Origin of the sequence: Comamonas sp. (genome assembly GCF_036643215.1) — a bacterium.
GTDB lineage: Bacteria > Pseudomonadota > Gammaproteobacteria > Burkholderiales > Burkholderiaceae_C > Comamonas.
The window spans coordinates 61,158-88,096 of record NZ_JAVXSJ010000004.1; the positions used below are offsets into that span (position 1 = coordinate 61,158).

Below are 26,939 nucleotides of genomic sequence, written 5' to 3' on the forward strand. Positions count from 1 at the left end.
TATCAAGTCCAGACGCAAACGGTATTGGACGGAAAGACCGTGACTTTTCACAATCCCATCAGCCGCAAAAGCTATGACAAACATAGCTGCTTGCGCTTATTCAATAAGGGTTCAAGGCCATTTGAACCTAATCAAGAACCGAGAGACAAGATGCAAGCCTTTGCCCTTTTCACTGCCCGCCGTGCCCTGCTGATCAGCGCTGTTGCCCTGGTCGCTGGCTGCGCCCAGCAGCCAAGTAGCCAGACCAGCAAAGAGCCCGTACGTCTCATGACCTCGGGCGGCTTTACGGCAGCGCACAAGCTGCTGGCACCGCAGTTCACGGCACAGACCGGCATTGCGGTGGAATCTGCCTATGGCTCCTCCATGGGTTCATCGCCCACCTCTATTCCCAACCGTCTGAGCCAGGGCGAGAAGGCCGATGTGGTGATTCTGGCGCGCGGTGCGCTGGATGATCTGGCGGCCAAGGGGCTGGTCAAACAAGGCACGCAGATCGATCTGGTGCGCTCCGCCGTGGGCGTGGCCGTCAAGAAAGGCGCGCCCCTCCCCGACATCAGCACCGAGGACAAGCTGCGCCAGGTACTGCTGAATGCCAAGAGCATTGCCTACTCGGCCAGCGCCAGCGGTACCTATTACGAAACCCAGATGCTCAAGAAGCTGGGCATTCACGATCAGGTCATGCCCAAGAGCAAAAAAATCGTGACTGAGCGCGTGGGCACCATCGTGGCCAGAGGCGAGGCAGAAATCGGCCTGCAGCAGGTAAGCGAGCTGCTGCCCATTGAAGGCATCAGCTATGCCGGCACGCTGCCTGACTCGGTTCAACACTACACACTGTTCTCGGCGGGCACGGCCAGCACCTCCACCAACCCGCAGGGGCTGGAGCAGTTGCTGAAGTTCTACACCTCACCCGCCGCCGCCAAAGCCATTCGCGACACGGGTCTGGAGCCCATTGCCAAGCCCCGCTAATCCACTCCGAAAAAGACAAAGCCCGCAGGCAGGCCGTGCGGGCTTTGGTATTTCAGCTGGAGAAACTCAGCGCTTGATGCCTTGCGGCGCTTTTTGCACCAGCGCCACCGTCAGGCCCTGCGCCGTGACCGTGATGGCACCGGGCTCCATGGCCAGCGCATCGACCAGCGCCAAATCCTGATCCGTCAGCTGATAGAGCACCACCTGGCCCATGGCCTGCTCGGCCAGTGCCGTGGAATAAGTGCCCAGCATATCGCTGAGCGCGGGCGACAGGCCATCAATGCTCAGCTGGTTGACCTTGATCTGGTGAGCGCGCAGCGTGCGGTCCGAGGACTCGTAACGCAGGGCGAAATCCACATCCAGCAGACCGCTGAAACGCTCCTTGAGCACCTTGCCGCTCAGCTCTGCCGGAATGACGGCGTTGAGCATATTGCGCTCGGGCCGCATGCTCAGCTGCGGAGCCTTCAAATCGAGATGCAGCAACCCCGCCACGGGGAACTCCATGGGGAAACGCTTGGCCAGCATCTCCTGCAGTTTCTGCTGACTCACACTTACGCTGCTAGGCACTGATTTGCCCGAGCAACCTGCAGCGACCATACCCAGGCCCATTGCTGCCGACATCAACCATGCGCGCCGATTCATCACGACCACCCAACTCCGTAAAATCTGATTCAAAAACAATGGGAACGCTTGATCAACCAGTGCTTAACGCTATGGTTTTTGAATCATCCATTGTCTCTCGCTTGCTATTCCACAGAGTCTCGATGGGTGTTTGAGGTTCCCCATTTCTTACTATCTGCAGGTAAAAGTCTGTTGTTTAACGCCCCGCCTGCGCGCAGGTTGACGCAAAAGCCGCCGCAGCGCTCCATGCACAATGACTTACATGAATGCTCACCCCACTCCCACCCATGAGGCCCTGGCAGCAGCGGCCGCAGATGCCACCCTGCCCGATCAGGTTCTGACCCAATGGTTTGGTAGCGCCAGACCCGGCAACGCACAGGCTTTGCAGTACAAGAGCCGGTGGTTTACCAAGTCCCCAGCGTTTGATGAGGAGCTGCGCGAACGCTTTGGTGTGGCGGTTGAGGCGGCCCTGGGTGGCGGCCTGCAGCACTGGTCTACGCAAGGACCGTGGCAGCATCTGGCGCTGGTGGTGTTGCTAGACCAGTTCACGCGCAATATCTTTCGCAACACACCCAAAAGCTTTTCGGGCGACCCGCAGGCGCTGACGCTGGCTTTGCAGGCCATGCAGTCCGGGGCTGACCAGCAACTGCCCGAGGTGGTGCGCGTCTTCATGTACCTGCCGCTGGAACATGCCGAAGACCCTGCCATGCAGCAGCGCTGCGTAGCGGCATTTGATGCCATGCATCAGGCCGCCGAAGATGCAGAGCTGCGCGAGTACCTGTCCGGGTCACTGGACTACGCCCACCGCCATCAGGTGGTGATTGAGCAGTTCTGCCGCTTTCCGCACCGCAACGCAATTTTGGGCCGTGCCAGCACGGCGGAAGAAGCCGCGTATCTGGCCCAGCCCGGCTCTGGCTTCTGACGACCTTTACGAGCCGCGCGTCGCCTCGCGCAGCGCGGGCTCTTTGCGCGGCTGCGGCTGACGCGCAGGCTTGCTGCCCGCATCGCGGTAGCGCATGGCCCAGCGCTCTACCGTATAGAACGACAGGGCAGACAGTGCCGTCGAAATCAGCAGGCCCAGCACCACCGTCACCGGCCACGAGTAATCGGCCCGCAAATAGCGCACCACCGGGTAGTGCCAGAGGTAAATGCCGTAGGACAGCTGGCCCAGCTTGATGAACAGCGGCGCTGTCAGCATTTCATAGACCAGCCCCGTGGGCTTTTGCACGGCCAGCAGCACGACCAGTGCGGCACACTCCACAACCGTAATGCCCCAGACCATGGCGTGCTGGTTGTCCCACTCCAGCTCCATGATCAGCGGCACGGCCAGCACAAACCACATGGTGTAGGCGCGCAGGGATTGCAGGCTCTCAATCCACTTGGGCTTTTCCAGCGTCAGCGCCGCCAGCAATGCACCGGCCAGCAGGCCCGAGGCGCGGGTATCAAAGCGGAAGAAAATCTCGTAGAACTTCTGGTCCTGCATAACCCAGAAGATGCGCCACAGCGTGCTCAACACCCACAGCGCCAGCAGCGGTGCCCACACCCGGCCCGGCGCGGCCTTGCGCAGCAGCAAGACCAGCAGCGGCGGCCAGACCAGATAGAAATGCTCCTCCACTGACAGCGACCACATGTGCAGCAGCGTGTCCGGGCTGTCGAAGAAAGCAATGCCGTAGTCGGCGAGGTAGAGGATGGAGACCAGTGCGTCTGAGTAGATGTCCGTCAAATCCGGCCAGAGGAACGGTGCCACCACACAGTAGGTGCCCAGAAACAGCGCCAGCGCCGGCATCAGTCTGAAAAAGCGGCGGCGGTAAAAGCGCCAGTAATCCAGCTTGCCATGCTGCTGGAACTCCATCAGCAGCAGTGATGTGATCAGAAAGCCGCTGAGCACAAAGAACAGATCGACACCGAAGAACGCGCCATCAAACATCGGCGCATGTGCGTGCGAGAGCAGCACCAGCACAATGGCAATGCCTCTCAACCCATCAAGCGCTGGGTTGTAGCGCAGCTTGAAAGCTGACTCCACCAAAACCGGACACCTTTCCTTTCGCTCAGGCACAGGCCGAGCTTGCGATCCACAAAACACAGCCATGCCCATGCACGGCTGTTGCAGTATTCAGAGTTTGCGCAAAGAGGCAGTAACAGCTCTTTGCAGCGACCCGAGGTCGCAGAGCGCGCGGAGCACGCTCAAAGCGCCTGAACTGTGCAGGCCTCGCTGTCCTTCATCCACCGCAATCAAGCAGCAAAAAATGGCGCGAGCCCGCAGCCAGGCGGCTGGTTATCTGTTGACAAGTGAACAGATTCGGGGGATTTAAACAGATTTTTTCGAATATCCAAAACCAAAAACCCCGGCGATTGTCCAAGGGATGGATATTCGAAAGCTGTTTTAACAATTAAGAACAAAAATGCCCTGCTTCGCAACATCTGCAAGCGCTAGCAGCTATCAAATTTGATAATGCAAAGATAATTTCAAAGACGCTTTTTGCGCCCGCAGACCGGGGCGCTTTGGTGCACATCGCGCCAGAGCAGCATCTCGGCAATGCGCTCGGACTTATCGTCGTCAAACCCCAGTTTCTGCGCGCGCTCTGCCGGGTTGACCCAGGTGCCGAACAGCATGTCCCACAGCGGCAGGCCATAGTTCTGCGCATGGTGGCCATGCTGGTGGTGCACGGTATGCATCTCGGGGCGCTGCAGCACATAGCCCAGCCAGCGCGGCGTGCGCAGGTCGGCATGGGTGAACAGATCGAACGCTGCGGTCAGCCCCAGTGCCACCGCCGCTGCGGCAGGGCTGGCACCCAGCACCCAGTAGCTGGAGATCACGCTCAACAGCATGGCCGCAGCAGAATCCAGCGGGTGGGCGTAAAACGAGGTCAGCACCTCGATGCGACGCGCGCTGTGGTGCAGCTGGTGGAACATGCGCCACAGCAGATCAGACGCATGGGTGGCGCGGTGCCACCAGTAAAAGACAAAGCTGGTGATGAAAAAGCTCAGCAGCCCCACCAGCAGCGGGTTCCAGCGCGCGCCCACATCCAGCAGCGCGTGCTGCCGAATGCGCGCTTCAAGCACCCAGCCCAGCGCCAGCGTGCACACCAGCGTCAGCGCGCCCAAGGCACTGCTGTAAATCAGCCAGCGCCGGTCACAGAGATTGCGCGACGCGGGCGCAATCACCTCGCGGGTGAAGACCGCCACAAACATCAGCGCAATCAGTGGGTAGACCAGATACTCCAGCACGGCAATCACTCCCCTTGAGTTATGCCTTGCAGTCTATCGGCTGATGTGGCTTTGCCGCTTTATTGGGGCAATACAAACTGCTCCAGCGGCGTGTCGTTAGGCGCTGCCAGCTGCTTCTTCAGCATCTCGCCCATGGGCAGATTCAGGTTCACGTTCTTGGGTGGAATGGGCTGCATAAACCACTTGGCGTAGAGCTTGTGAATTTCACCCGAGCGGATCATTTGCAGGATGGCTCCATCCACGGCCTTCTTGATCTGCGGGTCGTTCTTGCTGAACTGGATGGCGATGGGCTCGGCACCAATCACCTCGCCCACGATCTTGTAGCCCTTGGGGTTCTTGCTCTGGCCAATCACGCCGGCCAGCATGTTGTCGTCCAGCACAAAGGCATCGACGCGGCCCGACTCCAGCAGCATAAAGCTCTCGAACTGGTCCTTGCTCATCAGCGTCTTGAAATCCAGCGCGTTGTCACTGGCGTACTTGCGCAGAATCTGCACCGCCGTCGTGCCGGTGATGGCACCCACATTGCGGCCTTGCAACTGCTTGAAGGAGGTGATGCCCGAATCGGCGCGCACGGCCATGCGCACCTCGCTCACATAGGTGGTCAGGCCAAAGGCCACCTGCTTCTGGCGCGTGAGGTTGTTGGTCATGCTGGCGCAGTTGAAATCAGCCGTGCCGTTGTGGATCAGCGGCATGGTGTTCTGCGGCGTCAGCACCATGTATTTGAGCTGGGCCTTGGGCGCAATCGCCTGCACCACGCGCTCGCACAGCTCCATGTGATAGCCGACAAACTTCTCGTTCGCACCCAGCGCATAGACCATAGGCGTGGCCGCTTCACGCGTGCCCAGAACCACGGTTCCGCCGGCCTGCCAGCGCTGCAGCGTGGGCGATGCGGAGACATCAACAGTCGTATCAATGTTGGCACCCAGCTCTGCCTTCACAGGCTTGCCCGCTGCCATGGCCGAACCTGCGCACACCAGCGCTGCTGCCAGCCAACCCCATTTCAACGACTTGCTCATCACCCACACTCCAAAAACAAAAGCGCCGAGACCTATGGCCATCGGCGCTTATCACCAACCCAATCCGGCAAACACCTCATGTCCATGTACACAAGGCCCTTGTCTGATTGTCGTTGCTCACTTATTGCTTTCAGTGGAATGCTTATTCCACACCGGGCTCTATACGTCGCGTTTCACGGGGCTGACCCCATTAATTCGCGCAGGCGCTGGTGGGAGCTGCTGGCTTCATCGGCGTTTTGCTGGTGCTTGGCTTGCAGATAGCGCTCGGTAAACACGCCCAGATAACTCTCAAGTACCTGACCGGCATGCACATCGGGTGCATCACCAACCAGCTCCAGGCACAGCGCCGCCACCTCGCTGGTGCAAAAATGGTCATCGCGCTTGGATCTGCGCAATTGATAGCGCGAGAGCAAATCTGGGTGCAGGCTGAGCACCGGAAATCCATCCAGATATGGACTCTTGCGAAACATCTTGCGCGCCTCGGACCAGGTCGCATCCAGCAAGATAAACAGCGGGCGCTTGCCCGCTTGCAGCGCAGCCCTGCCCGGTTCATCCAGCGACTGCACCACGCGCTCGGGCGACTGTGCATATTCACCGGGGAAGACGACATAAGGCTGCCACTGAGAGTCGGCCAGCAAGGCCTCGATCTGCGGATCCACCTCGGTACGCGACCAGCCAAAGGCATAGGTCTCGCGCACCACATCGGCAATCAGCCAGCCGGTGTTGCTGGGCTTGAGCGGCTCGGCGTCATGCATCAGCACGCAAAACGCCGCACGCGTCGTCAGCTCAGGCCGCAGCGCGCACATGCAGTGCGAGGGGCGCAGGCGGCAGCCCTCGCAGCGCTCGCCCTTGGGGCCGCCACGCGCCAGAAACGGCCGCGTGCTGCGCGCCAGCCGCGCCGTGCGCAGGCGCGACACGGCGTGGGGCGCAACGGCAGACTCCACGCTGCGCAGAGCGGTAAGGGGTCTCTGCGGCTCGGCAGCAGAAGACGACAAGGGCGTAAATTCAGACAAGAGAGGGCACCGGCAACAACAAAGTCGGCCTATTGTCCTCTCTCGCCCTCAGTGCTGCAGCAGCACCCGCGATGGCCTCGTGAGATCAGTCGCACTCGCCATTCTGAAAGCCCAGACCGCTGCCAAACACAAAGCGGCTTGGCTGGATGGCAGCGAAGGCAGGAGACACAAGCTCTCTGAAGCGCTGGGGTTCGCAGTTAAAGCGCGTATCCAGCACATAGTCTTCGGACTCTGCCTTACTCATGCCATCGCGCCACTTGTCTGCAGCGGCAAGCGAGGCATCGCCCACCAGTTGCACGGACAGAGCGAACTCCATGAATTGCAGCGCGCGCGGGCCTTCGGCAATCAACTGAACCTCAGGGTCGGCCGCGTTGCCGCACATAGTCAGGCAGTCGGCGTAATAAGAGCCACCCAGCATCTGTTCAAACTGGCCCATGGTCAGCTCATGCAACTGCTTGGGCGGTGTGCCCGCAAAGCTGCCCAGCACCGGCTCCAGCGAAACCTTGCAGCTGGGCGTGATCGCCACTTCCACGGCCTGCACCACCTTGTCGGCATCATCGGTGCGCAGCGTCAGCTCGCAGCCATCCACCTTGAACAGGTGGCGATGCTGCTCAGAGCGCATGGCCGGGCCAGCCAGCTTTTCCACATAGGCCAGATTCATGCCGATGGTGTCGCTGTTCATCAGCTGATCGACCACGCGCTGGGCCGCCACAGGGGCTGCAGCCGTTGCTTCGGTCTGCGGCGCAGTCGCGGCGGCAGGCTTGTCTTCCTGCTTGCCGCAGGCGGCCAGCAGCAGCGCACAGGCCAGCAGACCCAGTTTCTGTACGGCAGCCTTAGCGCCTGTGTTCTTGATAGCTCTCACGGCTTTTCCCTCTCAGTGTTTTGAACAAAGCGCGCACTATATGCGGGCGCACTCAAAACACCAAGGCGACGCAGAGGCTAGCCGCCGACGCACTCCAGCTCAAACAGCGGCAACTCAGCCTGTCGGCTCAGCCACACGCCGCCGCCCAGCTCCTTGAAGTGGGGTTGCAGGCCACGGCGATACAGCTCGGCACGGTGGCGGTACAGGCGCGAATCGGTCAGGTCTTCATCGATGATGTCTCGCTCGTAGTCTTCTTTGGCCACGGCTTCGATGTAGAGACCGCCACGCGAGAGGCGACCCAGATTGGTCAGCGCTTTTTTCAGATCAGCCGGGCTCAGATACGGCAGAACGCCCTGGCAAATCACCAGGTCAAACGGCTGGCCATCCTTAGGTCGATAGTCCACCACCGAGCCCTGCTCCCAGCCATAACGCTCGCACAGATAGGGGCTGAATTCCACACCGTGATAGCTCACGCCGGGAAAGTGCGCCTCCACCGCCTCGCGCCACAGGCCAATGCCGCAGCCCACATCGAGCACGCGCTGCACAGGCACGCGCAGATACGCAAGATACGAGCAGACAAACGCACCCAGCCGACGGGCGTGCTCGGGGTCGATCACGCTGGTCTTTTTGTCAAAGTAAAAGCGCTGGTAATACGCCTCGTCAAACCACTCGTTACTTGCAGATTGCACGCAGCCTCCTTCAAAAAACAAACGGCGCCCGAAGACGCCGAAACTTCAAAAACCGACGCTGACTCAGCAAGGAGACAGCAAGCAAGGGCAGCCCCTTACGCTGCGCTGTCGTCCCCCTTCCGCGAAGCGAGAAAGGGGGAAGGCGCGCCGCGCCTCAGGGGGATTAAATTCGTCCAATCACAGACCAGCCCTTGCGCTGATCCTGCTTGTTGTTTTCGTAATCCCACACCGTGCCGCAACGCTCGCAGACATAACGGGTCACCGTCACCGAGTTGGAGCCGCGATCTTCCTTGCGGTTGCCGTGCTGCATCAGTTCGGCATGGCCGGGGGCTTTGCGCCAGTTGCGCTGAATGCCGGCGCAGCTGGCGCACAGATGGTCTTCGGCAGGATTGGTGGTGTTGGTCATGAAAAAGCTACTGGAATGTGGTGCAGAACCCGGACACATGCCCGCGCTGCAAAGCAGCCATTGTGCCGCCTGCCCCGATTTTTCACCGGCGACAGGGTCAGCATCACCGCTTGCAACTCAGTCTCTCAAGGCTTTACCGCCCTGCCCCCAGGGGCAGCTAGCAAGGGCCGCCCCACAGCCACGGTGTCTTACCCTTTGGAGGGAGAAGGCGCACAGCGCCTCAGGAGGTCAAGCCTTCGCCGGACGATGCAACAAGCAAATTTTGTTGCCCGATGGGTCACGCAGATACGCCAGATACAGCGCACCCACGCCCTCACCGCGCCAGCCCGGAGCATCTTCAATCGATTGGCCGCCAGCCGCCACACCCGCTGCATGGGCGGCGTTCACCTGCTCAACAGACTGCGCCGCAAAACCCGTGGTTGCGCCATTGCCCGCTGTGGCGGGAGAACCGTCAATCGGCGTCGTGATCGCAAATGTTCCCGTGGGGCTGCGGTAGAAAAAACGGTTCTTGTTGGCAACGCCAGGCGCAATGCCCAGCTGGCCCAGCAGTGCGTCATAAAAGCGCTTTCCGCCTTCCAGATCATTCACGCCCAACATGATGTGACTAAACATGGTTGTGTCTCCTTGGTGAGCCCGGTTTCAGGCCGATAACGGGGAATCCGGGGGCCATCGTAACGGGCTTTTCGTGGGAGCAGTCGTCTTATTTCTTTGATGAAAAAAGGGCTACAGCGCTTTCTGAATAAGCGCCAGCAGCTATCAAAACCACAAAACGCCATGGCATACCCCGCTTGTTTTTGCCTGTGCAGATGCTGCGCTCGCACATTCATGCGCATCACCGCCCCACGCCATACATGCCCTGCCTGATGCTCCAAGCACTGCGCACCACAGTTACAAACCCGCACAAGCAAACACTCACCACGCGCCCCCATACCCCCCTAGGCCATCATTCCTCCTTGATTTAGACTGCTACAACTTGGTTACATATAAGAACCAATGACTGCCAGGGCCATAACTACGCACAAGGTAGCGGCCACCACACACCCAGACCCGGCTGCAGACCGAGTACCGCTATGTCTACAGGTTCTGGAACGAGCTGCCCTCCATCCACTCACCTCTTGACCCCACAGGAGCGCCCCATGCTTGATCGCCCCCCCCGCCTGCGCACCCTGGAGCCCGACACAGACAACGGCCTCTACCAAACCCTGCTGGAATCCACTTTGGCGATCCCCTTCAAAATTGACTGGGCCAGCAAGAAGTACAGCTATATCGGCCCTCAGATCGAAGAGCTGCTGGGCTGGAGCCCCGAAAGCTGGGAAACCGTCAATGACTGGGCCGAGCGCATCCACCCCGACGAGCGCGAACAAACCGTCTCGCGCTGCGTGGAGCTTTGCATCGCCGGGGTCGATCACGAAGCCGAATACCGCGCGCAGACCAGCGACAACCGCTTTGTCTGGGTCAAGGAAGTCGTGCATGTACTGTGCGACGAACAGGGCCAGACCACCGCCCTGATCGGCTTCACCTTCGACATCACCGAGCAGAAGAAAAACGAGCAATTGCGGGCCGAGCTGGAGGCCGAAAAGCTCTCCAACGCCCGCCTTCAAGAGCGCTTGCGCCTGACCCACGACCTGCACGACGGCGTGGGCGGCGAGCTGGTCCACATGATTGCCTCCGTCGAGCAAGGCAGCGCCTCTCTGACCCGGCCCCAGGTGCTCTCCATGCTCAAACTCATCCGCAGCGACCTGCGCCAGAGCATTGACAGCAACGCCTCAGCCCAGGTGCGCGTGCCCGCCACACCGCAAGAATGGCTGGCCCCCCTGCGCCGCCGCTTCAACGACCTGTTCGAGGCCATTGACATCCGCTGTGACTGGCAGTTTCCTCAAAACTGGAGCACACCGCCCAATGCGCTGCAATACTTGGCGCTGACTCGGCTGATTGAAGAAGCGCTGACCAACATCATCAAGCACAGCCAGGCCCGCCATGTGCGCCTGTTGCTGACGCAGCGTCAACCCCATGCGCTGGTGCTGGAGATCGAAGATGACGGCGTGGGCTTTGACGTGCAGGCCGTGGATGCATCGGGCCTGGGCATAGGCATGCGATCCATGGCCGTGCGGGTTGCGCGGGTCGGCGGGATGCTGGGAATTGACTCGCAAGCCGGGCGGACGGCGTTGACGGCTCGGGTGGTGCTGGGTTCTGAGGATTAAGGTGTTTTGGGCTGTAGCGCTTATTGGTTGAGCGCTGGTGGCTATCAAAATTAGCGCTTTATCGCCGTTCACGACAGAGGCCGGGGGTCGCCCCGGCAGGCGAGTTACCTTTCTTGCTCGCACAAGAAACGTAACCCAAAGAATGCGACCCGACTGTCTGCGTCCCTGCGCTTCGCTACGGGAAAACCTGCGTCACGCCATTCAGTCTGCGGTGCCGCCCAACTCGCTTCGCGCTTGCAGCGCTTCGCTCAAACAAACGGCGGCAAGTCAGATCACGATGCATTGGCACTCTGCGGTGCCAATGCCCACAGCCCGAACCGCGTGCCGCAGGCGCAGACACACGGGTGGGGACGGGTACGGACGGCCCGCCAGATTTGTGACGAAATTAGCCTCTGGCGCTTACTCATATTGCGCAAGCAGCTATCAATTTATTAAAGAAGCTATCCCGCATTCGGTATCTCGCCCCTTGTGCCCACGCCTGCGACGGCGGCCTCTTGGGGCTGGCGGCTGCACCGCAGAGTGCAGCCGCTTCATGATCTGACTTGCGGCAACCTGTTTGAACGAAGTGCTGAAGGCACGCAGTGAGTTTTGCCGCACAGTCCCAAGAGGTTGGCGACGCAGGTTGCCCACAGCGAAGCGGAGGGACGTGGGAAGTAGGGGCTGTGTTCTTTGCCTACTTTCTGGCACGCCAGAAAGTAGGTCGGCTGGCGGGCCGAGACCCGCCCTCTGTCCTCAATTAAAAAGAAACTTTATGCATCCCATCTTGCAAAAATCTCTTCACACCCTGCTTCTATATCTTTTAAGCGACTTTTTGTAGATTTTGGAGCCTCATAAATTTCGCCCGTGGGATTATCAATTATTAATACTTTTTTGGGATCAATTTTATTCCCACTAGCATAATTATCTTCCAAATGCTTTTTCATTATTGTGGCAGTATATTCGGCAGCATCTTTATCTAAGCTAGCACTTTGTGAAAAGTGAAATTTAATGCACCCCACCACCTCTTCCGTTTCTGCAGAGATTAGCATTAAATCCGGCTTTGCTCCAACCTTTACACCAGATACTTCAATTGAGTTCTCTTGAAATTCAGAGCCTTTTTTAATTATGCAATTTTTAACAACTATTTCGTCTTCTAGATCAATAAAATCTTCAATAGCTGCACCTGATGCATTTTTTGTGCTCTGTGTAAAATTATTATCTGATACATAATTTTTAAGTTCATTGGATTTTTCCAAGAGCTGCTTGGATGATATATTTCCAGACAAATAATCACAAATTGCATTTCGTGCATCTGTGTAATGCATTGCTGCAAATCCACCTTCCTCTTGAAGAGTTTTAATAATGCTTCTTCTCCTCCGGGCTGAAGCTGTCAGATATTCACCAAGTTTATTTGCCGTAATCTTAGGTTCCATACATACCTCCTCTTAAAAAAACACATCAAAATCAAACTTGAATTGCTTTATATGTTGCGCGAGTTGTCGCCACATAAACCAACCTAGCCTCCAACGACCCATCCTTCTTCACATCCCATGCCTTGCGCTCTTAATCAGAAGTCACAACTGCCACCACCGGCTACTCCAGCCCTTTGCTACCATGCATGGTCATGACCTTAATGGAGTCTTTTCGGGCTTGAAGTCCCCCGCGTGTTTGTTAGAGCGTTGCGGCAAGTCTTTGCTTTTCAGATTGAAATTTCGCTTTGAGGGGCCAAGCACAAAGTCACTGTTTCTCTGATAAACCCACACAAGCTGGCCCTTCCTCCGAGAGATTTCGCTCAAGCAAAGCCTTTGCGGCCTGCCATTTGGAAAGTTTGAGGAAATCCAAATAAATCAGACCAACAAACATCAGCATCAGCCAGAAAAAAATCCAGCGCTGCTCTGAAATCAAAGGTTTGACCTGACCTCCCCATTCAGGATTTTTCATGATCCCGCACAAAATTTCGACCTCCTGAGCTGTCAAATGCGTACGCTCAATGCGCGCAGGAAACTGCTTGCTGCAATCACCAATATCAAGGCGGCCGCTAAACATTGGGAGAGGAGATAGCACTCGTGCATGGCTTTCACTCATGAGCACCAAGCGATCTGTGGCCTTGATTTGAAGCACAGAGGCCTTCACAAAGGTAGCTCCTGCACTGAGCACACCAAAAATAACAAAGCACATACATAGACAAAATTTACCGATGATCCGCCACCTGGGAGGAATGTGCTTCTCCACCACCTTGCGCTTATCCGGATCGAAGCAGTCGCCGCACAGGCTGATTTGTGCCATGGGCACGCTGTGCTGCTGGCACCAAGCCATGAGTTGCTTGGCACTTTCCAAAGTACCAACCTTGACACCGGAGAAAAGGCGGAAGGCATAAAGACTGGTCTGCTCCTCGACAAAGGCGCGGATGTTTGCGTCTGGAATGTCTTTTTTGCCATGAACCAGCAGCCAGAAACGGCGCACCAAAAAGTGCAGCGATTGCGTGCGCCACATGACAAAAATCAAGCTAAGAGCAAACACCACCGGTAGCGCCAATGAGGCGAAAGTAGCCCATTGCCCTAGCGAACCGATCCCCAGGGAAATACTGCTTACATCCATCCGCTTCTCCACGCCGGCAGGGATTGCGACAAGCTGCCACAGCCTGGGTAGCAGTGCATCAGCTGCCCACTAGCAGACCCATCGCACCCAATTTCACCGCTGGTCATTCGCCCCGCGCAACTGCCGAGCGCGGGTATTAATACCGCCATTGCCTCCACCTCTTACTTGTATCTTCTTGTTTCGAGAATGAGGTGTTTATAGCCGATTAAGCCTTTTTGAATCTTGCAAAAACGATTAAAGCTGTCGCTCACATTGGCTGTAATGCGGTTTTGGCTTTATTTCGGATATTGATTGCGGTTGATATTCAGGATGCGTTTTTCTTTGACAGAAGACGAGTCGTCAAAAAACGGTTTCAAGACAAATCCGCTTCTAACGTAATCACATCAAGCGCTGGCGGCTATCAAAATATATTCAGCTTGGTCCTCAAGGGTAGAAACTTCGCCTGCAAGGCCTCGGCAAACAAATCGGGCATGTGACCCCAAAGGAATCACATGCCCGATCTGCTCTCAATCAAGGCGCACAAAGCGCCATTAGCGATCAATATTCCAGGCAAATCTTGCCGAAATGCTTGCCCGCCGCCTGATGCGTAAACGCATCCACCATTTTTTCCAGAGGGTAGCGGCTGTCGATCACAGGCTTCCAGCCAAAGTTCTCCAGCGCCCGCACCATGTCTTGTTGCTGCTCGCGGCTGCCGACGATCAGGCCCTTGAGGGTTTGCTGCTTGCGCATCAGCTCCAGAGTTGGCACGGCACCGGCAATACCGGTCAGCACGCCAATCAGCGCGATATGTCCGCCCACGGTGCAGGCGCGGATGGACTGGGGCAGCGTGCCGGGGCCGCCCACTTCGACCACGATGTCAGCGCCGCGCCCGCCGGTGGCGGCAAGGACCGCGTCGCCCCACTCAGGGGTGTCCTGGTAATTGATGACCACATCGGCCCCCAGAGCCTTTAGCTGCTCGGCCTTGGCATGGCTGGATGTGGTGGCGATGACTTGCGCGCTCATGCTCTTGGCCATTTGCAGCGCAAAGATGGAGACGCCGCCCGTGCCCAGCACCAGCACGGTGTCGCCAGCCTGAATGCCGCCATCCACCACCAGCGCACGCCAGGCGGTGAGGCCAGCGGTGGTGAGCGTGGCGGCTTCGGCATGGCTCCAACCCTTGGGGGAGTGGGTGAAGCTAGTGGCGGGAAGATTGACGAGTTCACGCGCAAAGCCGTCCACACCATCACCGGGGACCAACTGGAAGTCCGACGGCACCTTGCGGCCCGACAGCCATTGCGGGAAGAAGGTGGAGACCACGGCATCACCCACGGCAAATTCGCTCACGCCTGCGCCCACGGCGGTGACGACGCCTGCGCCGTCGGCCATGGGAATGCGACCATCGGCGGCCGCGCCGGGGCGGCGCACCACGCCCAGGTCGTGGTAGTTGAGCGAGCTGGCGTAAATGCGCACCTGAATCTCACCGGCCGCAGGGGCTGAAGGCGCGGGCAGATCGGCCAGCTTCAGATTCTCGAATCCGCCGGGGGCGGCAAGTTGCATGACTTTCATGGAGGCTCCTCAAGGGCGTGAAGTACAGATGCCGTGCATGGTGCCGCCAAAGGTTGCAGCGCGCCAGCACCAACATATTTGTTGGGTAGTATTAAAAATGTAAGTAATGCGCCAACGCAGACGGACGCTAGGATGGCGCTATCTTTTGAACGAGCAGCGGAGGCCCCATGAAACGCCTGAACAGCAAGAGCGGCTGCGCCGTAGAGGTGACGCTGGCAGTCATGGGCGGAACGTGGAAGCCCATCATCCTCTTTCACCTGCTGCACGGCAAAAAGCGCTTTGGCGAGCTGGGCCGCAGCATCGGCGGTATCACCCAGCGCATGCTGACCCTGCAGCTGCGCGAGCTGGAAGAGGCTGCCATTGTCCAGCGCACTGTGTATGCCGAGGTGCCGCCGCGCGTGGACTATGAGCTGACGGAGCTGGGCCGCAGCCTGCAGCCGGTGCTGATTGCCATGCGCAACTGGGGCCAGGGCTACAGCCAGCGTTTTGACGCAACCGAGCCGCTGCATGACGATGCAGAGGCCAATGCAGAGGCATCAGCCCTTTGCGCCCCAGATATCGCACAAAAAATGGCTTAGGCCTTTGATATACAAGCGCTGTCAGCTATCAAATTGAAATAAGCACCCGCAAAAAAAGCCCGCAGACTGCAGCAGCTTGCGGGCTTTTGTTCAGGTCAAGGGGGTAGCTGCTGATCAGGTTGCGATCGTCAAGGATGCGGGCACTGAACAGTGCGCCCAGACCTTAGCTGTCATTGCACCAGCTGCGCGAGCTGGCACTGCACTATTAATGGTTGGTAGCCGCGCTGGTGCGCTCAGCAGCAGGAATACGTCCGAAGCGGCCGCTGCGGAAGTCGTCCATGGCCTGAGCGATTTCTTCATCGCTGTTCATCACGAATGGGCCGTAACCCACTACCGGCTCGTTGATCGGCTCACCCGAAAGCCACAGCAGCGTGACGTCGTTATTCGCTTCAAACTGCACGGTGTCGTCATCACGATCGAGATGCACCAGCTGACCGGCGCGCGCCACTTCCTTGCCGTTGATAAGCACAGTGCCGTGCTGCACGACCAGCGCCAGCGTGTGGCCGGGCTGGGCCTTGAATTCAGCCTTGGCACCGGCTTTCAGCCGCATGTCCCAGACATTGATGGGCGTGAAGGTGCGTGCAGGACCCTGGGCCCCAGCGTAGTCACCGGCGATCACGCGCAGTGAACCCGCGCCATCGGGCAGTTCAACCTGGGGAATGTCGGCGTTCAGCAGGGTCTGGTAGCCGGGCGGGGACATCTTGTCCTTGGCAGGCAGGTTGACCCAGAGCTGCACCATTTCCATGGGGCCGCCGGTGCTGGCAAAGGCGTCGGAGTGGAACTCTTCGTGCAGAATGCCTGCACCAGCCGTCATCCACTGCACATCGCCGGGGCCGATGGTACCGCCCGCGCCAGTGGAGTCGCGATGCGCCAATTCACCGTCATAGACGATGGTCACGGTTTCAAAGCCACGGTGGGGATGGGTGCCCACGCCACGACGCTCGGTGGTGGGCGTAAAGTCTTCGGGAGCCGCGTGGTCCAGCAGCAAAAAGGGGCTGAGTGCCCGACCATGATCACCATAGCTGAACAGCGAGCGGACATGAAAACCATTGCCGACCCAGTGGGGACGAGGAGCTTCGTAAACACCCAGAATTTTTTTCAGCACGGCATTCTCCTTTGCACGACCAACAGAGCGCACGCCAAGCATCAATAAGTCAATCGCTTTTGAAGATCGTCAACCGATAGACGTTAACGATCAATTAAACATGGTACAAAGTATAAATTCAGAACAAAGAAGGAAAAAGTCAACAATATTCTATTCACAGTTCTATTTTTAGAACAATGATTAAACGAATATCAAAATTTGACGGATAAAGCCACCCTAAGTGTGCTGACAGCGAATTCGCTGCATTCGCGCGCAAGGTATTACCTGCTGGCAATTAGCAGCAATAGTGCAAAAAGCGATGCAGCCATTAATTTTGATAAATCAGGCCAGTGCCGTCTGAATATCGGCAGCCAATTTTTCGGGCTTGTCCTGGGGTGCGTAGCGGCGAATCACCTGGCCGTCACGACCCACCAGAAATTTGGTGAAGTTCCATTTAATGGATTTGGTGCCCAGTACACCCGGTGCCTGCGCCGTGAGCCAGCGGTACAGCGGGTGCGCGCCGTCGCCGTTGACGTCGATCTTGTGCATGAGAGGAAAGCTGACGCCGAAGTTCAGCTCACAGAAGCTGGCGATTTCATCGTCCGTGCCTTTCTCCTGGGCACCAAACTGGTTGCAGGGGAAACCCAGCACCACCAAGCCCTGGTCGCCATATTGCTCATGCAAGGCCTGCAGCCCTTTGTACTGGGGCGTGAAGCCGCAGGCGCTGGCGGTGTTCACAATCAGCAGCGCCTTGCCCTTGTACTGCGACAGGGGCACGCTGCAGCCCTGAATGTCGGTGGCTTCAAAGTCGTAGAGGCTGTGGGCGGTGTTGCTCATGCTGGGGCTCCTGTCGCTGCTGCGATGTGAAGGGCCAAGCTTAATGCAGCTTGTATTGGCTCTCACAGCCAGAAACAACCCTGTCTGCGCAGGCTAGGCAGACAATACCGGGGCTGCGACCATAGAAAAACCGATCACCGCAAGCAGAGCGCCTGTTTTTTGGGCATTCTTCGCAGTCTTGCCTTCTTGCGGCCCTTGGCGGGCCACCATGCAACGTGCGTTTGTCCTTGAACGAATTAAAAGAAAAATGGGTTCCGCGTGTCTCGGCACTGTGGTCACGCGCTCGTGCTTCTGCGCTGGGTCAGCGCGTTGAGGCCCTGCCCTGGTGGCGTCGCTGGCCCACGAGGCGCGAGTGGCTACGATTGGCGGTGGCGCTGCCGCTGCTGTTCATCGTCTATGTGCTGCTGCTGATTCCGTTCACGCCCAGCATCAGCGATATCCGCAAGGCCAAGCTCGATCAGCCTGCCCAAATTTTGAGCGCAGACGGCAAGCTACTGGGCGAGTTCAAGCGCAGCAACCGCCAGTGGGTATCGCTGGAGCAAATCTCACCCGCCGTGGTGAAGGCGCTGGTCGCCACAGAAGACCACCGCTTTTATGAGCACCATGGCATGGACTTCACCCGCACGGCGGGATCGGTCATTCATACGCTCAACGGCAATCCGCAGGGCGGCTCCACCATCACGCAACAGCTGGCCCGCAATCTCTACCCCACAGAGATAGGCCGCGCGCGCAATGTGAACCGCAAGCTTAAGGAGGCGATTACCGCCTTCAAGATTGAGGCGCTCTATACCAAGGACGAGATTCTCGAGACCTATCTCAACACCGTGCCCTTTCTCTATAACGCCTACGGCATTGAGATGGCAGCGCGCACGTATTTCGACAAACCAGCCGCCAAGCTGACGGTGCTGGAAAGCGCCACGCTGGTGGGCATGCTCAAGGGCAATGCCTACTACAACCCCGTCATCAACCCGGACCGTGCCATTGCCCGGCGCAACACGGTGCTGAGCCAGATGGTCAAGCGCGGCGAACTGAAAGACGAAGAGTTTGAGCGCCTGAAAAAGCGCCCCATGCGGCTGGACTTTGAGCGCCAGGAAGAGCCCACAGGCATGGCCCCCCATTTTTCGCAGCAGCTGCGCAAATGGCTGATCGCATGGGCGGACAAGCACGACTACAACATCTACACCGATGGTCTGGTGGTGCGCACCACGCTGGATTCGCGCCTGCAGAACTGGGCGCAGCAGGCGGTGAACCGCCAGATGAACACGCTGCAAGGCATTGCTAACACCAACTGGAGCCACCGCGATGGCTGGAGCACCGACAACCCACTGGTGCTGCAACTGGTGCACGAGAGCGATGAGTTCCGCAAGCTCACCCGCACGGGCAAAGCCGAAACGGTGAGCGAGGAAGAGGCCATCAAGAAGCTGCAGTCCGATAAGCCCTTCATGAAGAAGCTGCGCGAGGACAAGACCCGCATCCAAGCCGGATTTCTGGCCATGGACCCGCGTACATCCGCCGTGCTGGCCTGGGTAGGCAGCCGCGACTATGCGCTGGATGCGTTTGACCATGTGGCACAGGCCCGCCGTCAACCCGGCTCCACCTTCAAGCCCTTTGTGTATGGCGCAGCCCTGCAGCAAGGTGCCAAGCCGAGCGACACGCGCAAGGATGAGGAAGTGGAGATCAAGCTGCCCGGCGGCGAGGTCTGGCGTCCCAGCGATGCCGTGGCCCCCACGGGCATGCCCATCACGCTGACCGATGCGCTGGCCTACTCCAAGAACACCATCACCGCCGAGCTGGGACAAGAAGTGGGCATGGACCGCGTGATCAAGCTGGCCCGTGGTCTCGGCGTGCGCCAGAGCCCGCTGGAGGCTGTGCCCTCGCTGGCGCTGGGCTCCAGCCCTGTGACGCTGCTGGAGATGGTCAACGCCTACGGCAGCATTGCCAACTCGGGCCGCTACACCCCCCCGCAACTGGTCACACGCATTGAGAACGCCGATGGAGAATTGCTGGCCGAGTTCACCCCACCCAAGCCCGATGCGGTCTGGGACGAGGAAGAGAACTACGGCCTGCTGGAGATGATGCGCGCCGTCATCGACAAAGGCACGGGCCGCGCCATTCGCAAGCAGTACGGCATTCGCGCCGATGTGGCGGGCAAGACCGGCACCACGCAGGGCAATGCGGACGGCTGGTTCATCCTCATGCACCCGCAGATAGTGGCCGGCGCATGGGCGGGCTTCAATGACTCGCGCATCAGCCTCAAGAGCGACCAGTGGGGCCAAGGCTCGCGCAGCGCCCTGCCCATGGTGGGCGACTTCATGTCGCGCGCGCTGCGCAGTCCCATGCTCAATGCCAAGGCCCACTTTACAGAGCCCAATACCTCGCACTGGTGGAGCGATCTGGTGGGCCGCCTGCGCGATAAGGTCCAGGAGTGGAGCAGCAGCGATGAAGAAGTCAGCGACAAGCATGAGCGCGCTGCGCCAGCAGCGCCTTCTGCCCCTGCGCCGCAAAACAAGGGCAGCGATGCTGACATCATCGAGAGCACACCTGCTGCGCCGCCCTCTGCCAACTCGTCCTCCACCCCGCCAGCCAGCCCTGATCGCAGTGGCCAGCCGCCCGATCTGGACAGCAGCCCGGGGCTGGCGCCCAGCGATGCCTTGCCTGCACCAACCCCAGCGCCTGCTCAGCCCCCTGCGCCCGCCAGAATGCCAGCACCTTCCAGCTGGAGCGATATAGGCACGGCGCTGCCGCCTGCTGTGCCGCTGAATGCACCAGCCGATTCAAGGTAGGCACTGCCTTTCAGCCACATACGCTACTGGGCTGTCGAATAGCTGGTCCAATTGACGTCTGACATCCGCCAGGTTGCCTCTCACCCAGAGGCCCCCTGGCGGATTTGTTTTCGCTCAACATAACACTCACATGTTGATAGCGCGCAGCGCCTATCCGGAGCCGACATGACCGCCAATACGCCAACCCTCGTCACCTTTGCCATCTACCTGCTGGGCATGCTGTTCATCGGCTGGGCAGGCTACAAAGCCACGACCAATCTGTCTGACTACATTCTGGGCGGACGCAGTCTGGGCCCGGTGGTCACCGCCTTGTCGGCGGGCGCATCGGACATGAGCGGCTGGCTGCTCATGGGTCTGCCCGGTGCGGTGTTTACCCAAGGGCTGTCCGCTTCGTGGATTGCCATTGGCCTGTGCATTGGCGCATGGTTCAACTGGCGCTTTGTGGCGGCGCGCCTGCGCGTTTATACCGAGAAGGTGGGCAATGCGCTGACGCTGCCCGACTACTTCACCAACCGTTTTGAAGACCAAAGCAGCCTGTTGCGCATCGTGACCGCACTGGTGATTCTGGTGTTCTTCACCATCTACTGCGCCTCGGGCGTGGTGGCCGGTGCCCGCCTGTTCGAAAGCATGTTCGGCATGAGCTACCAGACCGCCCTGTGGGTGGGTGCCGTGGCCACCATGGCCTATGTGTTCATCGGCGGCTTTCTGGCCGTGAGCTGGACAGACACCATTCAGGCCGCGCTGATGATTACGGCGCTGATTCTGGCCCCGCTGATGGTGATCTATTCCGACGGCGGCATTGGCCCCAGCACAGCCATCATTGAAACCGCACGCAGCGGCGCTTTTGACATGTTCCAGGGCCATGGCGCGATTGCCATCATCTCGCTGCTGGCATGGGGTCTGGGCTATTTCGGTCAGCCCCATATTCTGGTGCGTTTCATGGCGGCCGAGTCACTCAAGACCATCCCCAGCGCCCGCCGCATCGGCATGACGTGGATGGTGCTGTGCCTTGGCGGAGCCGTGGCCGTGGGCTTCTTCGGCATTGCCTTCTTTGCCAGCCGCCCTGATCTGGCCGCAGGCGTGAATGCCAACAGCGAAAACGTGTTCCTTGAAGTCACCAAGCTGCTGTTTAACCCATGGATTGCTGGCGTGCTGCTGGCCGCCGTGCTGGCTGCCGTGATGAGCACCCTGTCTTGCCAGTTGCTGGTGTGCTCCAGCGCGCTCACGCAAGACATCTACAAAACCTTTTTGAACAAGAACGCCAGCCAGAAGCAACTGGTCTGGTTTGGCCGCGCCATGGTGTTTGCCATTGCCTTGATTGCCATCGTCATCGCCCAGGACCCCGACGCCAAGGTACTGGGCATGGTCAGCAACGCATGGGCGGGCTTTGGTGCTGCCTTTGGCCCGCTGGTGCTGATCTCGCTGCTCTGGAGCCGCATGACGCGCAATGGCGCGCTGGCCGGCATGATCGTCGGCGCGGTCACAGTGCTGATCTGGCAGCACTTTCAGTGGTTCAAACTCTATGAAATCGTTCCTGGGTTTGCGCTGTCTGCTATCGCAATCGTAGTATTCAGCCTGCTGGACAAAGCACCTTCCGCCAGCATCGCTGCCAAACACAAAGAGGTAGAGGCCGAGATCGCCGCCCACGGCGAATAAGCGCTTTCGAGATCCGCACAAGCCCTGCATGGCCCACGCCTGCAGGGCTTTTTTCCAGGGCAGGCAATCAGAAGACGCTCATTCATCGACAGCAAACAGCCACCCTCGCGCTGTATAAAAAACAGGCACGCCTTGCAATTTTGATGCCTATCCGTCACACTTGCGGGTCGAAATTTCAGGCATTACCTGAGATTCTGAAAGGTTTAGTGAATGCTCAAGGCCGCTGCAGCCAAGGTGTATCAGACGGGTTTAGCGTTGATGTTGGGTGCCGCTTTTGCGCTTGCATCTCCCTCGGCGTTGGCGCGCAAAGCGCCTGAGGTCAGCACCACCGCCCCCGGGTTTGAAACGATTACCCTGGCCGATTTGCCGCGCGATGGCCGCACCACCTATGCTCGCATTCTGCAGGGTGGTCCCTTCAGCAGCGACAAAGATGGCTCGGTCTTCGGCAACCGCGAACGCATACTGCCGCGCCAGTCACGGGGCTACTACCGCGAATACACGGTACGCACTCCCGGCGCCAGAAACCGCGGTGCGCGGCGCATCGTCTGCGGAGGGCTGGAGCCCCAGTTGCCAGATGCCTGTTTTTATACCGGCGACCACTACAACAGCTTTCAACAGATCGTCCAATGAACCTTGAAGACGGCCTGCGAGCCTTTCACCCCCCGGCTTTTGCCCTTTTGAATTCCGCAGCAGTGGTTTGCGCAGATCGCCTACAGATCTGTCAGTACCGCTGCTGCCACCAGTATTGATGTTTTTAGAAAGAATCACGGAGATGGACACGCCACTTCGTAAGCCGTCGGATACCCCTTTGCGCAATGTTCGTACGAACATTGTTCAATCCATTCGCGCCTATCGCATCCCTGATTTACAAGCCGCCGCTGAGACTTTGGGCGCTCACTTTCTCTATGCCAATCTCGCGCATGCGCAGACCAAGGCCGATATCTTCGAGCTGCTGGCGACGCAATTCTTCCTGCCTGCCCATTTCGGCAAGAACTGGGACGCGCTGTATGACTGCATGACCGACCCAATTCATAAATCCGGCCCACAGCCCGGCTTTATCGTGGTGCTCGATCAGATTCCCACTACGCCCAAATTCGACAAGGAAGTGCGCGAGCAGTTGCTGGACGTGTTCCGTGACACTGCGGAGTTCTGGGCCGAGCGCAAGGTCAGTTTCCGCTGCTTTTACTCGTTCCTCTGAGTTATCGAAATACATAGCAGAACGCCCGCATTCAATGCGGGCGTTTTTGATTTCAGAGTCTGATGAAGTTCAGCCGTTCTTGGTCTGAGCTGTCGCTCTGGTCTGCATCCACTTCCCCAGCAAAATCACCAGTACAGCCCCCGCCGCTGCCGCCGCGTAGTGCACCCATGGATGGGCCTGCACAAAGCCTTGCAGCACATGGTCATTGGCAATGGTTTCACCAGCCACCCAGCCAATCAGCGCCGCACCCAGAGTCACGATGATCGGAAAGCGCGCCATGAGCTTGATCATCAGCGTGGAGCCAAAGACCACCAGCGGAATGCTGATGGCCAGACCCAGAATCAGCAGCAGCACATTGCCGCCAGCGGCAGCGGCCACCGCAATCACGTTATCCAGACTCATCACAAAATCTGCCAGCAAGATGGTGCGTACCGCCGCCAGCATGCCTTGTTTGACCGCATTGCCAGAGTCTGCGGCATCATCTTCACTCTTGAGCAGGCCCATGCCTATCCATAGCAGCAGCAGGCCGCCAATCACTTCCACAAACGGTAGCTGCATCAGCTTCGCAGCGATCACGGTGAGCGCAACCCGCAACAGCACCGCAGCACCTGAGCCGAACATCACCGCCTTCTTTTGCTGTTCAGGCGGCAAACCGCGCGTGGCCAGCGCAATCACCACCGCGTTATCGCCAGAGAGGATGATGTCGATCCAGACAATTTTGAACAGGCCGATCCAGAAAGCGGCGCCAAGCAAAGCATCCATGGGGAAATGTTCCTGATTTCTATGTCCAAGCCACTTTGACCGGACAAACGCCGGACATTCAGGGGCCAGGCGCGAATAGCAATATGGGAAAGTTTAGCTACCCGGTATCAAAATGAGCTGTCGGCGTATTGCTTCTTGCATCATGGGAATTTCAGGCTTGCGAAGCACTTCAGGCGTTTAAAGCACACGAAACTCGTCGATTTTTTGAAATTACCAGTTTTCAGTGATTCCCAGAATTCCTGATATCGGTAACAGTTCGTGTCAGAAATATAAAGATGGATTCCTTCATGGCAGAGAGCTTTCCCATTCCAACTGAATCCACCCTCCCCAGCCCCTTGATCGTGGTGGAGGATGAGCCCCTGATCCGCAATCGGCTGGAGAGCATTTTGCGCAGCCTGGGCTATGACAACGAGGCTCTGATTTTTACCGCCAGCCTGGCGCAGGCGCGCGCGCAACTGGCAGAGCATCCGGTGGCCATGGCGCTTGTCGATCTAGGCCTGCCTGATGGCAACGGCATTGACCTGATTCGCCAGCTGCGAGCCGCTGACCCCAGCATGGGCATTCTGGTCATCTCAGCCTGGAGCACGGAAGATGCCATTCTCTCGGCCCTGCGCGCCGGGGCCAACGGGTATGTGCTCAAGGAGCGCGACGATCTGGAGGTCATGCTCTCCATCCGCAGCGTGCTGCGCGGCGGCGCACCGATAGATCCCTTCATTGCGCGGCGCATCATTGCTGAGCTGCAGGCGCCAGCCTCCACCGAGGCGCAAAAAGACGTACCGCCCGAAGCAGTGCTCAGCTCCCGGGAAATTCAGATTCTCAAGCTGGTGGCCGATGGCATGACCAACCGCGAAATTGCCGAAACGCTGTTCCTGTCGCGCTACACGGTGGAATGCCATGTGAAGAACATTTACCGCAAGCTCGCCGTTCCATCACGCACCAAGGCAATCAGCGAAGCAAGAGCTCGCGGTTTGCTGAGCTAAGGCCCCTGCCCTCACATGCTTCGCCTGCTACTTGCACTCATGCTGGGACTGAGCCATTGCATGGCGTGGGCACAAGACGCTACGTCACTGAACCTGTTTTGCGAGCCCAAAATCGTGGCCCGGCAATCCGCCAAGGCCCTGCAAGAGGGGCCACCACCCAGTGCAGCCACCTTGCAATGGACGGATGTGGGGTTTCTGGACGACTGGAACCAGCGCTGGCCCGGCTATGACGGCGCTGCCTGGTACCGCGTGGACTGGGAGAGCCCCTGCGGACGCGATCAGCCCGTGGCGCTGGCCATCATCAACATGACGCTGGCAGGCGAGGTCTTCGTCAACTCCGAGCTGATCTGGCGCGACAGGTCGCTGCTAGAGCCACTGAGCCGCAGCTGGAACATGCCGCGCTACTGGCTGCTGCCCGAGGCCTTGCGCAAAGAACAGGGCAATAGTGTCTGGGTACGCATTCACGGCATCAGCTCGCAGACGCCGGGGCTGAGCCGGCTTCGCATCGGCCACCCGGAAGAGCTCAAGGAGTGGACGACTTCTGCCACCTGGAATCTGCGCACGATCTACCTGATCTGCCTCACGGTCTGCGCCGTGCTGTCCCTGCTCTTTGCCTTTGCCTGGTTCTATAACCGCGGCCAGAAGGTCTATGGCTGGTATTCGCTCAACCTGCTGTGCTGGGCGCTGATGCTGTGCCACATCTTGATGACAGAGCCCTGGATTTTCCCCAGTTCGCAGGCCATTGCCCGCGCCAATTTACTGACATTCATCGCTTTTACCTACACCTTCTGCCTTTTTACGCTGCGTTTTGGCGAGCTACGACTGCCGCGGATCGAGCGAGTGCTGGCAGGTTTATCCGGCTTTGCAGCCTTGCTGACTCTGCTGCTGCCCGATGATCAAATGGCCAAAGCCAGCCTTATCTGGCTTGTGATGTTAGGCATCTGCTTTCTGGTCTGCCTGCTGTTTCCCTTGCGGGCCATGCAGACGCGCGCACCCATGCACATCATCTTCAGCGCCTGCTTTTTGCTCTATCTGGTCATCGGTCTGCACGACATTTTGATGCTGCACAAAGCCCTGGAGCACAACCGCCCGCTGATCCCCTACACCACCTTGCTGAACATGCTGGTAGTGGCCTGTGTGCTGGGGCGGCAGATCATGCTCAACATGCGCCGCATCGAGCGCTTCAACCACGAGCTGAGCATTACCGTCACACAGGCCTGCGACGACCTGAGCCAGACGCTGGAGCGCGAGCACATGCTGGCGCTCAGCCATTCCCGCCTGCAAGAAAGACTGCGCATCTCGCAAGACCTGCACGACAGTCTGGGCGGATCTCTGGTGCGCTCTATTGCGCTGGTGGAGCAAACCAGCACGCCCCTGCCCAACAAGCAGGTTCTGTCCATGCTCAAGCTCATGCGTGATGACCTGCGCCAACTGATTGACGCGGGCACCAGCGCCGCCATTCAGGTACCCGAAACCCCGACGCAATGGCTTGCACCGCTGCGCCACCGCTTTGCGCGGCTGTTTGAGGAGCTGGACATTCAGGTGAAATGGGAGCTGCCCATGCACTGGAGCCGTACGCCCAGCCCCATTCAATGCCTGACGCTGACCCGCGTACTGGAAGAAGCCCTGATCAATGTCATCAAGCACAGCCATGCCAGCAAAGTCCAGATACGCCTGGATATTCCTGCCTCACAAGCGCTGCAATTACAGATCGTGGACAACGGCGCGGGCTTTGATGTGCACAGCACACAGATCAACAGCATGGGAGTGGGCATGCGCAGCATGCTGGCGCGGCTGGAGCGTCTGCAGGGCACGCTGGATGTGCAATCCAGCCCCGGTGGTACCGAGCTCAGGGCTCACCTACCGCTGCACGGTAAGCTAGCACCTCATATCACTGCGCCACAGACACCATCGTCACCTGAGTCCGTCTGGTAACTGCG

Annotated in this window: 25 protein-coding genes; 10 read left to right on the forward strand and 15 right to left on the reverse strand. The window is 58.7% G+C overall.

Annotation, left to right across the window (positions count from 1 at the left end; all coding sequences use genetic code 11):
• Positions 1-150: 150 nt before the first annotated feature.
• Positions 151-963, forward strand: a complete 813-nt coding sequence (locus RSF91_RS04625) for a substrate-binding domain-containing protein (RefSeq protein WP_332567314.1) — start codon at positions 151-153, stop codon at positions 961-963.
• A gap of 66 nt (positions 964-1,029) precedes the next feature.
• On the opposite strand, the gene RSF91_RS04630 is transcribed toward RSF91_RS04625, so the two are convergent.
• Positions 1,030-1,512: a DUF1439 domain-containing protein gene (locus tag RSF91_RS04630; RefSeq protein WP_442878801.1), complete on the reverse strand. Its 483-nt coding sequence runs from the start codon at positions 1,510-1,512 to the stop codon at positions 1,030-1,032.
• A gap of 325 nt (positions 1,513-1,837) precedes the next feature.
• On the opposite strand from RSF91_RS04630, the gene RSF91_RS04635 reads away from it, so the two are divergent.
• Positions 1,838-2,506, forward strand: a complete 669-nt coding sequence (locus RSF91_RS04635; RefSeq protein ID WP_442878802.1) for a DUF924 family protein — start codon at positions 1,838-1,840, stop codon at positions 2,504-2,506.
• Positions 2,507-2,512: 6 nt separating this feature from the next.
• On the opposite strand, the gene RSF91_RS04640 is transcribed toward RSF91_RS04635, so the two are convergent.
• The 8 genes from RSF91_RS04640 to RSF91_RS04675 all read right to left on the reverse strand — a co-directional run bounded on the left by RSF91_RS04640 (position 2,513) and on the right by RSF91_RS04675 (position 9,410).
• The gene (locus tag RSF91_RS04640) at positions 2,513-3,610 is read right to left on the reverse strand and encodes an acyltransferase family protein (RefSeq protein WP_332567316.1); all 1,098 of its coding nucleotides are present in this window, start codon (positions 3,608-3,610) and stop codon (positions 2,513-2,515) included.
• Between the two features lie 440 nt (positions 3,611-4,050).
• Entirely contained in the window at positions 4,051-4,812 is a 762-nt protein-coding gene (locus tag RSF91_RS04645; protein WP_332567317.1) for a sterol desaturase family protein, read from the reverse strand.
• A 59-nt stretch (positions 4,813-4,871) separates the two neighbouring features.
• Positions 4,872-5,828, reverse strand: a complete 957-nt coding sequence (locus tag RSF91_RS04650) for a transporter substrate-binding domain-containing protein (RefSeq protein ID WP_332567318.1) — start codon at positions 5,826-5,828, stop codon at positions 4,872-4,874.
• Between the two features lie 173 nt (positions 5,829-6,001).
• On the reverse strand, positions 6,002-6,841 hold the full coding sequence (locus RSF91_RS04655) for a tRNA-uridine aminocarboxypropyltransferase (protein ID WP_442878803.1): 840 nt from the start codon (positions 6,839-6,841) through the stop codon (positions 6,002-6,004).
• An 85-nt stretch (positions 6,842-6,926) separates the two neighbouring features.
• On the reverse strand, positions 6,927-7,703 hold the full coding sequence (locus RSF91_RS04660) for a hypothetical protein (RefSeq protein ID WP_332567319.1): 777 nt from the start codon (positions 7,701-7,703) through the stop codon (positions 6,927-6,929).
• A gap of 77 nt (positions 7,704-7,780) precedes the next feature.
• A complete protein-coding gene (locus tag RSF91_RS04665; RefSeq protein ID WP_332567320.1) occupies positions 7,781-8,392 on the reverse strand; it encodes a class I SAM-dependent methyltransferase in 612 nt (203 codons plus the stop codon).
• A 163-nt stretch (positions 8,393-8,555) separates the two neighbouring features.
• Positions 8,556-8,798, reverse strand: a complete 243-nt coding sequence (locus RSF91_RS04670) for a hypothetical protein (protein WP_332567321.1) — start codon at positions 8,796-8,798, stop codon at positions 8,556-8,558.
• A 228-nt stretch (positions 8,799-9,026) separates the two neighbouring features.
• Positions 9,027-9,410 (reverse strand): VOC family protein, encoded by a 384-nt coding sequence (locus tag RSF91_RS04675; RefSeq protein ID WP_332567322.1) that lies wholly within the window; start codon positions 9,408-9,410, stop codon positions 9,027-9,029.
• 524 nt (positions 9,411-9,934) lie between these two features.
• Between RSF91_RS04675 and RSF91_RS04680 the strand changes: the two genes are divergently transcribed.
• A complete protein-coding gene (locus RSF91_RS04680; protein WP_332567323.1) occupies positions 9,935-10,999 on the forward strand; it encodes a sensor histidine kinase in 1,065 nt (354 codons plus the stop codon).
• A 749-nt stretch (positions 11,000-11,748) separates the two neighbouring features.
• Here RSF91_RS04680 and RSF91_RS04685 read toward each other — a convergent pair.
• From RSF91_RS04685 to RSF91_RS04695, 3 genes are all read right to left on the reverse strand, one after another.
• Positions 11,749-12,411 (reverse strand): hypothetical protein, encoded by a 663-nt coding sequence (locus tag RSF91_RS04685; RefSeq protein ID WP_332567324.1) that lies wholly within the window; start codon positions 12,409-12,411, stop codon positions 11,749-11,751.
• A gap of 304 nt (positions 12,412-12,715) precedes the next feature.
• Positions 12,716-13,576, reverse strand: coding sequence for a DUF6216 family protein (locus RSF91_RS04690; RefSeq protein ID WP_332567325.1), 861 nt, complete (start codon positions 13,574-13,576; stop codon positions 12,716-12,718).
• A gap of 537 nt (positions 13,577-14,113) precedes the next feature.
• Positions 14,114-15,121 (reverse strand): zinc-dependent alcohol dehydrogenase family protein, encoded by a 1,008-nt coding sequence (locus RSF91_RS04695; protein WP_332567326.1) that lies wholly within the window; start codon positions 15,119-15,121, stop codon positions 14,114-14,116.
• Positions 15,122-15,288: 167 nt separating this feature from the next.
• Here RSF91_RS04695 and RSF91_RS04700 point away from each other — a divergent pair, with 167 nt between their 5' ends.
• Positions 15,289-15,699, forward strand: a complete 411-nt coding sequence (locus RSF91_RS04700) for a winged helix-turn-helix transcriptional regulator (protein WP_332567327.1) — start codon at positions 15,289-15,291, stop codon at positions 15,697-15,699.
• A gap of 205 nt (positions 15,700-15,904) precedes the next feature.
• Here the strand turns inward: RSF91_RS04700 and RSF91_RS04705 are convergent, their stop codons facing one another.
• Both RSF91_RS04705 and RSF91_RS04710 read right to left on the reverse strand, forming a co-directional pair.
• Positions 15,905-16,801, reverse strand: a complete 897-nt coding sequence (locus RSF91_RS04705) for a pirin family protein (protein ID WP_332567427.1) — start codon at positions 16,799-16,801, stop codon at positions 15,905-15,907.
• 324 nt (positions 16,802-17,125) lie between these two features.
• Positions 17,126-17,620 (reverse strand): glutathione peroxidase, encoded by a 495-nt coding sequence (locus RSF91_RS04710; protein WP_332567328.1) that lies wholly within the window; start codon positions 17,618-17,620, stop codon positions 17,126-17,128.
• A gap of 221 nt (positions 17,621-17,841) precedes the next feature.
• Here RSF91_RS04710 and RSF91_RS04715 point away from each other — a divergent pair, with 221 nt between their 5' ends.
• The 4 genes from RSF91_RS04715 to RSF91_RS04730 all read left to right on the forward strand — a co-directional run bounded on the left by RSF91_RS04715 (position 17,842) and on the right by RSF91_RS04730 (position 23,257).
• On the forward strand, positions 17,842-20,403 hold the full coding sequence (locus RSF91_RS04715; RefSeq protein ID WP_332567329.1) for a penicillin-binding protein 1A: 2,562 nt from the start codon (positions 17,842-17,844) through the stop codon (positions 20,401-20,403).
• A gap of 165 nt (positions 20,404-20,568) precedes the next feature.
• Positions 20,569-22,059 (forward strand): sodium/proline symporter PutP, encoded by a 1,491-nt coding sequence (gene putP / locus RSF91_RS04720; protein ID WP_332567330.1) that lies wholly within the window; start codon positions 20,569-20,571, stop codon positions 22,057-22,059.
• Positions 22,060-22,269: 210 nt separating this feature from the next.
• Positions 22,270-22,689 carry a ribonuclease domain-containing protein gene (locus RSF91_RS04725; protein ID WP_099739302.1) on the forward strand — a complete coding sequence of 140 codons (420 nt, stop codon included), beginning with the start codon at positions 22,270-22,272 and terminating at the stop codon, positions 22,687-22,689.
• Between the two features lie 142 nt (positions 22,690-22,831).
• On the forward strand, positions 22,832-23,257 hold the full coding sequence (locus tag RSF91_RS04730; protein ID WP_099739304.1) for a barstar family protein: 426 nt from the start codon (positions 22,832-22,834) through the stop codon (positions 23,255-23,257).
• 69 nt (positions 23,258-23,326) lie between these two features.
• On the opposite strand, the gene RSF91_RS04735 is transcribed toward RSF91_RS04730, so the two are convergent.
• Complete coding sequence (locus tag RSF91_RS04735; protein ID WP_332567331.1) at positions 23,327-24,019, reverse strand: TerC family protein; 693 nt, start codon at positions 24,017-24,019, stop codon at positions 23,327-23,329.
• Between the two features lie 287 nt (positions 24,020-24,306).
• On the opposite strand from RSF91_RS04735, the gene RSF91_RS04740 reads away from it, so the two are divergent.
• Both RSF91_RS04740 and RSF91_RS04745 read left to right on the forward strand, forming a co-directional pair.
• On the forward strand, positions 24,307-24,999 hold the full coding sequence (locus RSF91_RS04740; protein ID WP_332567332.1) for a response regulator transcription factor: 693 nt from the start codon (positions 24,307-24,309) through the stop codon (positions 24,997-24,999).
• 60 nt (positions 25,000-25,059) lie between these two features.
• Positions 25,060-26,934, forward strand: a complete 1,875-nt coding sequence (locus tag RSF91_RS04745; RefSeq protein WP_332567333.1) for a sensor histidine kinase — start codon at positions 25,060-25,062, stop codon at positions 26,932-26,934.
• Positions 26,935-26,939 lie beyond the last annotated feature (5 nt).